The organism is Paenibacillus sp. NPDC056579, from assembly GCF_042793215.1.
GTDB lineage: Bacteria > Bacillota > Bacilli > Paenibacillales > NBRC-103111 > Paenibacillus_S.
Genome location: NZ_JBHTVD010000001.1, coordinates 506328 through 518998, shown reverse-complemented (window position 1 = coordinate 518998; position 12671 = coordinate 506328). Strand labels below are relative to the sequence as shown.

Sequence of the window (12671 nt, the reverse complement as noted above, 5' to 3'; positions counted from 1 at the left end):
ACGCGAGATGATCGGGAGGCAGCAGTGTTGAACAATGCCTGCCCGTTTGCTTATCCTTACTTATTTTCGCGCCTGCTCGGCCTGCATATAGTTGGCGGCCTTTTCATTCGCCTCTCGCAGTATTGTATTGATGTCCTTCTTGTCAAATAACATGCCGTTCAAGCCTTCCCGTAAAAACTTATAATTCTCGTTGTCATACTCGGAGTTAACGGGCGCGGGCGCCGGTTTTACCTTGAAAATCCCTTCCAGATTTTTGCCTTTATAAATATCCGTATTCGATGCGAACTGCTTTTTGAGCTCCGGATTGTTTAAGATGGTCAAATTGTTGCCGCGATTCATTTCCTGCTGCGATTCTTCACTGATCATCGTCAGAATGACGCGGTAAGCCGCTTCCTTGTTTTTGCTTGTCGGCGGAACAATGAACGATTGAAACTCAATTTCCCTGCCGATCCCCGGCCGATCGTCAAACACTGGATGACCGGCTACATCCCAGTTGAAGCCTTCTTTGCCCCCTTCAGTGAGCTGGGGAAGACGGCTGGTGATGGCGGCAAGCCAAGAAGGGAACATGGCAAGCTTTTGATCTTTTATGAAATAATCGACGCCATATTGAAATTTATTCTTCGGATCGATATATCCGGGAATTTCATACATCTGCTTGAGCAAACCGAATGTTTTCTTATATCCTTCAGAATCGAAGATCGGCTGTCCTTTGTCATTCACGGTGCCCAAGGAATAGCCTCTGGAAAAAGTGCGCTCCGTGCCCGGATCGAAGCCCAAATATTGCACTCCGTTTTCTTCCCGGGTCAGCCTTTTAGACAGCTCAATGATCTCCTCCCACTTCATGCCGTCCTTCGGATAAGGGACTCCGAATCGATCGAAAATATCTTTGTTGTAAATAAGCACTCCATAGTTCAGCGTGTAAGGAATTCCGTACAGCTCCCCTTTTTTCCCATACGATTTGATGGCACTGATGGCTTGCGGTTCAAATTTGCTGAGATCGACTTGATACTTTTTGACGAATTCGTTCATATCGCTGACTACGCCAAGGGGGAGCAGATCGTTCATATAAAAATGCGTCGTAGCAATCAGATCCGGCACCTCGCCGGCAGCGATCATATCGGTTAGCTTTACTCCTTTTATGAGCTCGATGTTAATATTCGGATGCTTTTTCTTGACCGTACCGAACAGGGCGTCCACATCTTTAGGCGTATTGATCGCTGCACTATGGGAGTAGAGCTTCACGGTAACCGGTTCGGTGATAACAAGCTCCTCCGCCTTGGCCGGGGCTTCCGTGCCTGCGGTGTTTCCTTTTGCCGGCGTTTGCGCCGAATTCGAGCAGCCGGCTGCAGCTATCGCAGTGGATAATGAGAGCAGCAGAGCCATAGAAAGACGACTTCTGGTTATCATGGGTTTTCTCACCTTTTTATATTGATTTTGGTTGAACTGTACGAGCGGTGGCTAACCTACGACCGTAAAATGCCAGGAGCATGCAGGCACCGCAGCATTTCGCTCCATATCGGAAGCCTCGACGGTGACCTGGTAAGGCCCGGGCTCTAGGTCCGTATCAAGCAAGCATTCGATTCTCCCTGTGCCGGGAAAGTAGCGGTGGCGTATATGCCTGTCATTGAGCCAAACCCGAATGGACGAAGGATCTACCCCGCTGCCCGGATCGGTCGCGTGAACTTGAAGCAGCGGCCGCTTGCTCGTGACTTCTGCATTCTCGGCAGGCTGCATTTGATCGAACGTCGGCCCCTCGACATCCTCATTGAAATCCGTATATTCCGCCCTGAAATGATCCAAATAGATAACACCTGACGGCTTGGCTCCCGGTGTCCCAACTAATATAAGCGAATGAACCCGTAACGGTGAGCCTTGGGAAGGATCGACTTCTGCGCAAACGTATTTCCAGCCTTTCCAATTCAGTCCGGCCGGTCCGGTTATCGGTAACGAATGCAGGTTCCCTTCGGAATCTTCAACAACGAGCTTGATGCCGTTGCCGCTTCGGTCCCCGTTCACCCATAAGCCGAACCGGATCGGATTCCCATCGAGCAACCGCCCGGAGAATCCTTGCTCGTTAAGCATCGAAATACGGATATGAGAGTTCTCCGTTCCACTGACGAATTCGTAGGTAAGCCTGCCGGAAAACGTCCCGAAACGAACCGGCAAAGGCCTCGCGACTTTGCTCAGATTAACGGCGCCGGGCACAGTACCCGTTTCGTGGACTCGGATTCCATCCAATGTTTCAAAATCGGCGATCATCCGGTGCGGTCTGCCGACCTGAACGTAGGAACGGGCACGCAGTCCTCCCCAAACGGCAGTGACTGTACCGCGAGCTTCGGTGGTAACGGCTTGCAATACGCCGGAAGCATTCATCTCGCCAATGCTCTCGTCCGAGGTCCAAGATACGAGTTCATTAGGCACTATAATCGGATGACCATAATCGTCGTAAGCACGAATGTACAGTTGACAACTCCCGCCAGGCTCTACAGCAGCCTTGGAAGGAGCAATATCGATCCGGGCTAATGCATCGATTACCTGTACTTGGACGGACCGGGTCACAGCTCCGTGACGGACGATCACTTGCCCGCTTGCGGCCTTAGGTCCGGCAGTGAAACAGCCTTCATCGTCGATTGTGCCGATGGATTCTTCAGCAGACCAATGCAGGTCCGCTGCATGAATCCTGACCGCATTGAGATGCCGGTCATGGCCCTTGACACCGAAGGCGATACGGCCTCCGGCGATGATTCGCACCGGATCGGGAGTCACGATCAGCTCCGATAGCTCGCGAGCTGGCGCGCTTGAGATAACAGCCAGCGCATTGCCAATTTTTCTCTCGAAGCCGTCGGACGGCCGATTGATCAGCTCCGCCCGTTGTTCTCCCGGGATTCTCAAGTAACAGGTTGTAGAGCCGCCTCCGTCCAGATTGATCGCCTGCTCCATACCGAGCTGCTGCAAATAAACCGCTTGCTCGGCCAAAGTCATCCCGTCCGAATGTCCGGGGCTCCTGCCGTCGACCGCAAACAAATACAGCTTGCCGCCTTTCGTTCCCAGAAAGGTTCTAGGGTGCCGGTCACTGTTCAGCCTTACGTCCGGGTCCCATACAGATGATGGAATGATGCCATCCTGTAGAAGCTCCATGCCCAGTGTGGAATTGCCCGATAACACGTGCACGGCGTTGTTGAAATCTTTATTGTAATTCATGCGAAGTGTAACGGTCTGGCCGATCTGCATATGTCTGCGGCAATGCTCCGCTGCAGAGCCCGCAGCCGAAATAACCCAGCTTCCGGGAGCGATTTCCGCTTCGCCGCATTGTTCTGCAATGGCTTGAACGATTCCCATAACGGGAATACCGGGCTTTAGCGTTAGCTGCCGCTCTGCCGTAGCAACCGTAATTTCCAGACGGCCGGCCGTTCCCGCTCTTTTGTTAGTCGAGCCGTAACGCCACGTATATACGGCAGTCATATCCGCTTGTTTAGGCGAAATGGCGCGGTTCACCATGCCAACCGGTGTCATGTATCCGTTTTCACAGCACAGTTCGGCGCTCATCGTAATTCCGCTCTCCAGCCTTACACTGCCGTCACGCATAACGGCCATTGCGACCTTGATCGTTTCGGGAGAAGTGATGATTTCACCGTCAATCATTTGCAGCCCGGAAGGAACGCCCGCATAGCTGAAGAAATCGCCGTTAATCCCTGCGATGACCCTTTTCCCCTCCTGCTCCAACTCCGCCATCAAGTTTCCTGCCGTCTCCAATCGATGGACCTTGTGTGAGGAAGAGACCGGCTCCAGCCTGACGTACTCATGAGCCGGGTCAAGCTCTATCATGTGCACGGACTGTAACAGCTGCTCTCCTAAGAGCCTCTGCCTGAAATGCCTCACGCCGGGGGACACCTGGAATTCGGCTTCATCGACGATTCGCCACCCGTTATTGAGATGAGTTTGCATCATTGTATCCGGTTGAATGGTATCATTCCACCCTTCTACGATTAAATATTTAATTATAAATCAAATTGATTAATTATTATTTTACGATATCGCTTTCCTTTCTACAATCCTAAATCGCAACTTTATTTTACGGTTCGCCTATTATTTTACGGATTGCCGGAAGCAAGCCTTTAGCCATACGGGTAAAGCCCAAATCATTCGGGTGAACGCCGTCAACCGTGCACTCGTCATACCGTTTGCCCAGCAGGCGGGAGCCATCGACAAAAGCAATCCGTTCATCGCCTTCGCGCTTCAGCTTGCCTACGACTTCTTTTGCAAATACCAAACGCTTCTTCCTCTCCGCAGTAACGGATCGATCCAGCAGCTCTTTGGCGTATGGAATACGGGAAACGACGAGAATCGGCACTTCACGTTGAGCGGACCGATATTGCCGGATAAACGGCTCCAGCGTTTGCATATAAAGCTCTGTGCTGCAGTTCGCTTCATAATCGACGACGAAGCAATCGACGCGCGAAATGGTGCCGATGACGGCTGCCAGCTCGGCTTCTCCCTTTCCGTTGCCCGAAAAGCCCAGATTAATGACCTCTCTTGCCAGCGCTTTGCCTATTTGCTGCGGGTAGGCCAATCCCGGACGGCCGGCGCAGCCGCCTTGAGTAATCGACGTGCCGTAAAAGACGATTCTCCCCCGGCTTCGATACGTTTCATCCGCTTCGATGGCGGCGCCTGCAGCAACACCGACGGCAACCTCCGATACGCTTTGGTACAGCGGAAAATTGAGAGTGACCGTACGCAGCTTGTCCGGTTTGCTCCCGCTAAACAGGATGCACTCATAGCCGGATTCATGCAGCTTCATGCGAGATGTTCCGACATATCGTTCCTTCCCCGGCTCCCCGATATAGGCATCGAAGCCGTTTTGCCCGGTTGCAGGCATATGGTCCATCGAAGCAGTACCGCCTAGCCGGACGCGAACAGCCACCCGCTCTGCATCGGTTCGGAAGCGAATTTGCCCGCCTGCGGTGCAATTGGCCAACCGGTCGACAGCGGATGGCAGAGCTTCCTTCGGATTAAGCGGCAGTCTGCGGTATATTCCTTCTTCGGCAAGCCAAGGAAAACCATATACCTGGAACGGCGGCGTAAGCGGAGAATACCACTCCCATTCACCCTGCAAAGAATGGATACGCATATTAGGATCGAGCTGTTGAGGCTGTACATTGGAACTCCAAGACATGGGTTTCACCCTCCTGACGTTTGGATCGGCACCCGCTCAATTTACTTTTGCGACCGTATGCCGATGATTCCTTATCTTACATGATTCCGGTAAAGTTGAACATAGTGGTAAAAGACCTTAAGGAATTAAATTAATCAATTTGATTTATTTATAGTATAGGTTTGCATTGTTAATCGAATGTTTCCTTGATGTGAAGTTTTGGTAAAGATCCCCAAACAAAAAAAACAGCCGCCTGAGACGTTGTCTTGGCAGCCGCATATGGTTTGCACTTTTTAAAGTAAAGCTTCACCTTGTACAGAATACATCTGAACCTGACGAATCCGATTCGCATTGCCCACTCTATTGGCTCGTCCTACAATCCGAACATAGCAGGCGAATACTGCTTGAACGGGATACGGCTTCAGCTCATCGCTGTCGCTTACCACAGAGCTGATGGGTGTCCAATCGAACCCATTGTCCGATGCTTCAATGTCTGCCGAATATCCGCAGGCTTCGCCGTTCAAAAAAGCGATCGCGACAGATCCGACTTCCACCGATCGCCCGAGATCATAGCGTATCCACTGCCCATCCCCATAAGAGGCCCAGTAGGTATCCGGTTCTTCCTGAAGCGTATAGGCCGGAATTTTTCCGTGGGATCTGCCTTCCGGAGGAATCGTCATTTCCTTATCAAAGCTGCTTGCCGTTACTTTGAACAGCTCGAACGCTGCCATCCTGGTAACATCGTCGTCAAATGAAGATACCGATTCATTAGGATCCGTTAACACAACGAGCCCTTGCTCGTAGCACTGCAATGCTTTTCCCAGAAGCTCCGCTATGGACTTCGCTTGCAGGAATAGTACATTCCCGTAGCGTACAGGAGCATGGTCGATACCCTTCTCTTCCCCGTTAGAGACAACCGTGCACCTGCCTTCGCTTAGAACGCAGGTCGACGCACCTCGGCGAATTCGAATTTCCTCAACGGCTGCTCCCGCCATCGTCGTTACGGTGGCAAAGCCCAGTCTCTCGGCTACCGCCTGTACGGGAAGCAGTATCTCTCCATTAAACTCCAAAGGACAGAGATCCCGGCGGCGGACATCCAGTTTGGTCCGCATGGAGCGGATGAACATATCACTGCTTCCGGCACATAGTACAGCTGTGTTTCTATCCGTATTCCACGGAACACGTTCTACCGTCGCAAATTGATCTCTAGCTTGGAATAACGGTTCTCCCGCTCTTCGTTTCTGCTTGGTCCACTCTGGCCCCGCATCATCCTCTGTCAATGGCCCTTGTGCAGAAAGTCCTCTCCCGTCTAGCGGCTCTTGTATTCCGTTGTTCGACCTTTGCAGTTCAATGGCTTCGAAGGTGAAGCCTTCGGGCATTCCGGACGATGGCTGTGAATCAATCCGGTTGTTAACATAATCATTCGGGGCAAAAGAAATATTCATAACTGACGCATCCTGCTGCGCTGCCGTGTATACCCGGCCTTTTTCCTTCACAATGACATTGTCCGCGATCCGGTTGCTCTCCGGCAGCAGAACACGCTGCTTGGACGGCCATGCCGTTTTATAACCGATACCGATGTCCAGGTCAACTCCGTCGTTATGAATCAGCACGTTATCGGCAATTGTATTGTTCTTGGACCAGTTGTATACGGGAACCCGTCCCAGAGGCGTACCGGCACGTAAGGTCGGCTGCCATTGATCCGTCAAGTAATCGTCGATGTACTCCCCTGACATAACGCTGATCCCGAAGCCTTGAAGCCCGGTCAAATAATTGCCCTTAACGATATTGTCTTCTCCCGTAATGCGAATTCCCTTAGTTCCGCCCACCTGGCCGCCGATAAAATAATTGCCTTCCACAACCGTATTATGACCGCTCCTGATCACTAATCCGCCTATCGACTCCTTGAACGTGTTGTTTCTGACCGTATCGTGGTTGGACTTCAAGGAGATGACCTCTTCGCATTCGCCGTCGGCTCGCTCGAACAGGTTATTCTCGATGAGGACATGCTCCCCTCCTGCGCTCCCGAGCTCGCCGTCGCTGCCGATCCCCATCACTTGAATAATTTCAAGCCCGTTGATTCCGTATGCCGGAATGTCTACGAAATAATTACCGTCAATAAGGTTATGACTCGAATATTTCATATTGCGCAGCAGCTGCCCGGCATAATATTTGCCTTTGAAGTAGCAGTGATTCACTCTATGATGGGAGCCGTCGATGGTGACCCAGAAATATTTTTTCTCCGGATTCGCCGGATGATAATCTATGATGGCCGTTTCGCTCAGTCTGCAATGAGAGGACTCTTTAAGAAATCGGATGACCGTGTCGCTTCCGTTCCGTCCGGGCTGCACTCCGTCTTTGAAAAATAACCCTTCAACGACTACATATTCCCCGGCAAAAGTGAGTGCGGACGCGCCGGTCAGCACCGCTTCCCCCGGAGCTTCCGCCTTGATCGTAATAGGCTGATCAGGCGTGCCGCTTGTCTTCAGCTCCAGCTCTACGTCCGTCCAAATCCCGTTCTTCATGACAATGACGTCTCCTGGCAGCGCTTTCTCAACGGCTTGCCGAAGCTCCTCATTCGTTCCTGCTTTTATCAGTCTGCTCATGGACCTTCTCCTTTAGTTTTCATCGCCAAATACAGCTCTGTATCCATCCGATGACATCGGAATTATATAAAATCTATTATGGCAGGAAAAAACGGTCCTGGCGCCGCCAGGACCCTTTTTAGCTAAGCTGTTAATTCACAGCTTTGACAATTCGGAGGACGGCTCCTCCGTTAACCCTCAATGGAAGATGCAGCGTATCTCCTGCGGTAACCGATTCCGAGCGGACGGTAATTTCCGTCGAATGCTTGAAACGGTAATGATCCAGCTGCCCGAATACTTCCTCATAAATCTCAGCCGTGTACGCTTCGCCCGGATCGAGGAAGTCAAGCCGGATATGGGCAGTCCGGCCTCCTGCTGCGCAGATCGTCCCGACATGCCAGTCCTCCCCGCTCCTTCTCGCCATCGAGACATAACGTCCCGGATAGCCTTCCAGCAGAACGGTTTGATCCCAAGCTGCCGGCACCTGCTTCAGGAACGGCTGTCCTGCGCTCTCTTGGTAAGCCTCTACGGAGTCGGCAAAATTTTGCACAGCGGATTCGAACAGTACCGCCAATGCCAGCTGGTGGCAGTGCCCGGTCCGGGTCAATCTCGAGAAGGTGACCGGCGTGTAGTCCATCGCCCCGACCACGTTGCGCGTAAAAGGAACCGTACAGTTGTGCACGGCATTAGGGCCCTCGTTCAAATCGTTCTTCCAGTATTCCGCACCAAGAATTCCTTCTCTGGTCAACACATGCGGCCATCGGCGCTGTTCACCGGATGGCTTCGTGGAGCCATGGTAGTTAATCATCAACCGATATTCCATCGCCACCCGTGCGATCATATCATATACCTGGATTCTTGACTGGGAATCGCTGTCGAAGAAATCAACCTTCACGCCTTTAACGCCCCATTCGGCCCATAGCGCGAACTTCCGCCGGCACTCTTGTTCCTCCTGAATCCGGTTATAATGCGTCCATACCCAGATGCCGACACCTTTGCCTTCCGCGTAGCGGATCAGCTCCGGCACGTTCGTCGTGCTCTCCTCACGGTCCCAGCCTCCGTCCACAAGCGAGTACTCCCAGCTCATGTCAGCGGCAAAATCGACGAACTTCACCTGCTTGTCATGATCCCGGCACGATTGCGAATCGGAGTGCCACGACCACGCGGAACGGCCGGGACGGATCCAGGACATGTCCTCGATTTCCGAAGCGGGATTGAGGTTGAACACCAAAGTAGATTCAACGATGGTCGCCAGGCTGTCGCCGATGATCGCCGTTCTCCAAGGCGTAGCGAGCGGTCCGTCCGTCACGTTCGGGGTTGGCTGATCAGGTGCAAAAGCCAGATCGAGCGTGCGAGGCTTCTCACGGTTAACCTTTAGATGAGACGCGCAGTAATGGCCGTACACGGCCGCTTCCGTCAACAGCATCCAGCCGTCGTTGCCTACCTGGAACAGCATAGGAAAGGCATAATCCTCTTCATCCATCAGCTCGATCATGCTCAAATCGTACGTCCGCTCGTAGCATTCCATGAACTTTTGAGCCCATACATTGACCAGCGTCTCTTGCGGAAGCGCAAAACCGGTCGGCTCCTCCTTGATCGTCAGCACGCCTTCGGCAGGCAGCACATAACGGAATGCGATGCCGTCGTTGTATGCGCGGCATACCAGCTGCAGCACGTCCCCGTCTTTTTGAAAAACGAGTGTCATTTCGTTGGCATGATTGACGTATTGTGATGTTTTCCCGTGCGGAAGCGAGTAAGTCTCATCAATTACCGCAGCGGATTTTTCCATAAATTGCAGCCGATCTGTAAACCGCTGCCTGTCCGTAACGATGCCCAGCGGCGAGGCGGCGACAATCGCTTTGCCCTCTTTGCTTACGCTATATTGCAGCATGCCGGATTCATTCAACTCGACGCTGAACTGAATTACGGCATCCGGAGAGCTTAACACCCAGCTTTGCTTCGTTAGTACTCCAACCGCTTGATTCATACAGAACACTCCCCTTATTGTTATTTGACTGTCGTCGGACAGTAACCAAATTCGGGACAAGCTTCATTCGTTACCATCCTATTCCAAATCCACCTAGTTCTCAATGCTACAAACTCATATGTTTGTGTCCGAAACTAAGGTTATCGGCTGCCGCCTCCGGCAGACGGCCTCTTCTCCTCCAACGGATGGCGACCAGGATGCCCCGAACCGTCTCGTCTGCAATCATTGCCATATAGATACCGATAATGCCCCATCCTAGTGCGATACCGAACAAATAAGAGCAGGCGGCAGCCACCAGCCACATGGACAGCATATTGGTCAAAGCGGTAAACCGGGTATCTCCAATCCCGTTCAATGAGAAGGAAAATGCCTGATTCACCATCTTTAGAGGCTGCAGCACCACGTTGATAAAGAATAACGGCATCGCTATCCGAATAATTTCGGCGTCAGAAGTAAACCAGCCTATAGCCGTTCTTCCTACGCTAAGCAGGAGCAGCGACGTCGTCAGGACGAAGAGCAACCCCGCCCAGAGCGCCGAATAAGCGCTGCGGTAACACGGCTCAAAGTTTCGGGCGCCGTACAAATGGCCGACTCGAATTTGTGAAGCCATGGCTACGGACATGCCGACCAGCCACGGAAGCGACTGAATCGTGTTCATATAAGTAAACGAAGCTAATGTTGCTGCGCCCATGGAGGCGACGATGGCGAAAATAATCGCTTGCGTATAGTTCCAGGATGCGGCGTTAAAGGTCATCGGCCAGCCGATTCGCCATACTTCCTTGGCCAGCGGCTTGTCAAACCCTTTCCAATCGCTCTTGACAAAGCCTGGCTTGAACGACTTGTACATCACGATGAGAGCGAGGATTAGCGCAACCGTCCGGCTGATAACCGTAGACAAAGCAACACCGAAGATGCCCAGCTGAGGAATCCCGAACTCCCCATAGATGAATAAGTAATTCAATACCAGATGGATCGCATTCATTCCCATGACGATGAGCATCGGTCCCCGCGTATTTCCCGTATTGCGTATAATGGACGACGCAGCCGCATAGAGCGAAATGACGATCGTATTCGATCCGACGATGCTCAAGTACGTAACGGCCAGCGGAAGCACCTCTTCAGGAGCCTGCATAAAGCCCAACAGCCACTCCGCGCTGAAAAACATCGCTACGCTGAGCAGCGCTCCGACAACAATATTAGCCTTGATAGTGATAGCAGCCGTACGCCTTGCCTGCTCCACATTCCCGGAGCCGAGCTTTTGTGCGATCAGAATGCCTGCGCCGGAATTAACCATCGTAAACATGACGCTTGTTGCGTTCAAGATTTGATTCGACAGTCCGACCGCGGATGACGCATAATCGGAGATGTGGGTTACCATCAACGTATCGACAGTTCCCATGAGAAACTGTAAAAACATTTCAATGGCAATCGGCCACGACAAATACCATAAGGAAAGCTCCTTTTTGGCTGCCGGCAGCTCACTTCGGTTTTTCATTTTTTTCCCCGCTTACCTTTCCTCGCTGTTTAAAATGTCTTGCAATAAACCACTACAGTATAAAAGATGGCCGATCCGAATGGATATAGTCAATATTCACTTGTTTATATCCGATATTCCGTTTTTCATTAACGCTTTAACGCACGGATATAAAATTCAGGTATAATGGGGATGAATTAGTATCCTGCTTTATACTGAACCCATTAAGGAGTGAGACCCGTGCTATACCGCAAATTTGGAAGTACAGGCTGGAACGTATCGTCCATTGGACTCGGAACTTGGAATATCGGCAATCAATGGGGCGATATCGATGAAGCGACAGCCTACTCTACCATCCGCACGTCCATCGACCATGGAGTGAACCTGTTCGATACGGCGGAATCGTACGGCATTCCGAATGGACTCTCCGAGCAGAGGCTCGGCAGAGCGCTTGGCGGAGACCGGCATAAGTCGTATATCGTATCGAAAATCGGCAACTTCGGCAAGCGGACCGGACAAGGCGTCCCGCTGACAACCCCCGATATGATCCGGTTGTGCGCCCATGCTTCCCTGCACCGGTTAAGAACCGACTGGGTCGATGTGATGCTGTGCCATATCGGAGATATTCAAGATCCGTCCGTATTCCTCGAAGGCTTCGACCTATTGAAGCAGAACGGCGAAATCCGTGAATACGGCATTTCCACCAATAACCTGGAAGTGCTCAAACGGTTTAACGTGAACGGCACTTGCCGGGTAGTGGAAGCGGACTACTCGCTGTTAAACCGGCAGCCGGAGGATGAATTCCTCCCGTATTGCGAAGCCAACGGTATTGCGGTTCTTGTCAGAGGCCCTCTGGCAATGGGACTTCTGTCCGGCAATTATACGGCGGAGTCGGTGTTTAACGACAGCGTCCGCAGCGGGTGGAATCAAGACGGCGCCGGCCGGAAGCAATTTGAAGAACGCATCGGCAAGCTCGAAGCCGTTCGCCAAGTATTGGAGGATGGTGAAGACATGGCGACGGCGGCGCTTCGCTTTGTCATATCCCGCCCTTCCGTCGTAGCGATCCCCGGAGCCAAATCTCCGGAGCAGGCAGCCAAAAATGCCCAGGCGGGGAGCGCGGTATTCACCGGCGAACAGCTGGAACGCTTTAGGAAATAATCTTACAAGCCGACGATATTCCGTTGGCTTAAGCTAGTCTCGAAGCCCTTACAACTTACAAAAGCTGTATGGGTACCCATTGGGATACCCTCCTCCTGACGCTGTTATTTTCAGAAAATCAATACTTTTATCGCATTCTGGCGGTAATGCAACAACCCCATATTACTTGACCGTATCTTGCGTCACAATGGACTAATCAGAAGTGGGTACGGAGTAATGTAGTATTTTGAGATAATCCGTTTTCTGCAGCACAACAGCAAAAAAGCCATCTCCAGCAGCAAGTCTGCTTGAAGATGGCTTTTTATCATCACCATT

7 protein-coding genes are annotated in these 12671 nt (G+C 51.9%); 1 reads left to right on the top strand and 6 read right to left on the bottom strand.

Annotation, left to right across the window (positions count from 1 at the left end; translation table 11 throughout):
- Positions 1-60 precede the first annotated feature (60 nt).
- The 6 genes from ACFQ88_RS02500 to ACFQ88_RS02475 form a co-directional block, all read right to left on the bottom strand.
- Positions 61-1407 (bottom strand): ABC transporter substrate-binding protein, encoded by a 1347-nt coding sequence (locus tag ACFQ88_RS02500; RefSeq protein ID WP_379451523.1) that lies wholly within the window; start codon positions 1405-1407, stop codon positions 61-63.
- Positions 1408-1458: 51 nt separating this feature from the next.
- Positions 1459-3945: a phosphodiester glycosidase family protein gene (locus ACFQ88_RS02495; protein WP_379451522.1), complete on the bottom strand. Its 2487-nt coding sequence runs from the start codon at positions 3943-3945 to the stop codon at positions 1459-1461.
- 127 nt (positions 3946-4072) lie between these two features.
- Positions 4073-5173 carry an SGNH/GDSL hydrolase family protein gene (locus ACFQ88_RS02490; RefSeq protein WP_379451521.1) on the bottom strand — a complete coding sequence of 367 codons (1101 nt, stop codon included), beginning with the start codon at positions 5171-5173 and terminating at the stop codon, positions 4073-4075.
- A gap of 272 nt (positions 5174-5445) precedes the next feature.
- Positions 5446-7758 carry a chondroitinase-B domain-containing protein gene (locus ACFQ88_RS02485; RefSeq protein WP_379451520.1) on the bottom strand — a complete coding sequence of 771 codons (2313 nt, stop codon included), beginning with the start codon at positions 7756-7758 and terminating at the stop codon, positions 5446-5448.
- A gap of 130 nt (positions 7759-7888) precedes the next feature.
- Positions 7889-9724 carry a glycoside hydrolase family 97 protein gene (locus ACFQ88_RS02480; protein ID WP_379451519.1) on the bottom strand — a complete coding sequence of 612 codons (1836 nt, stop codon included), beginning with the start codon at positions 9722-9724 and terminating at the stop codon, positions 7889-7891.
- Between the two features lie 106 nt (positions 9725-9830).
- Positions 9831-11219, bottom strand: a complete 1389-nt coding sequence (locus ACFQ88_RS02475; protein ID WP_379451518.1) for an MATE family efflux transporter — start codon at positions 11217-11219, stop codon at positions 9831-9833.
- Between the two features lie 219 nt (positions 11220-11438).
- Here ACFQ88_RS02475 and ACFQ88_RS02470 point away from each other — a divergent pair, with 219 nt between their 5' ends.
- Positions 11439-12356, top strand: coding sequence for an aldo/keto reductase (locus ACFQ88_RS02470; protein ID WP_379451517.1), 918 nt, complete (start codon positions 11439-11441; stop codon positions 12354-12356).
- Positions 12357-12671: the final 315 nt, after the last annotated feature.

Excerpts from the sequence above, each read along its gene's own strand:
- ACFQ88_RS02500 (WP_379451523.1), bottom strand. The coding sequence starts at position 1,407 with ATGATAACCAGAAGTCGTCTTTCTATGGCTCTGCTGCTCTCATTATCC.
- ACFQ88_RS02495 (WP_379451522.1), bottom strand. The coding sequence starts at position 3,945 with ATGCAAACTCATCTCAATAACGGGTGGCGAATCGTCGATGAAGCCGAA.
- ACFQ88_RS02490 (WP_379451521.1), bottom strand. The coding sequence starts at position 5,173 with ATGTCTTGGAGTTCCAATGTACAGCCTCAACAGCTCGATCCTAATATG.
- ACFQ88_RS02485 (WP_379451520.1), bottom strand. The coding sequence starts at position 7,758 with ATGAGCAGACTGATAAAAGCAGGAACGAATGAGGAGCTTCGGCAAGCC.
- ACFQ88_RS02480 (WP_379451519.1), bottom strand. The coding sequence starts at position 9,724 with ATGAATCAAGCGGTTGGAGTACTAACGAAGCAAAGCTGGGTGTTAAGC.
- ACFQ88_RS02475 (WP_379451518.1), bottom strand. The coding sequence starts at position 11,219 with ATGAAAAACCGAAGTGAGCTGCCGGCAGCCAAAAAGGAGCTTTCCTTA.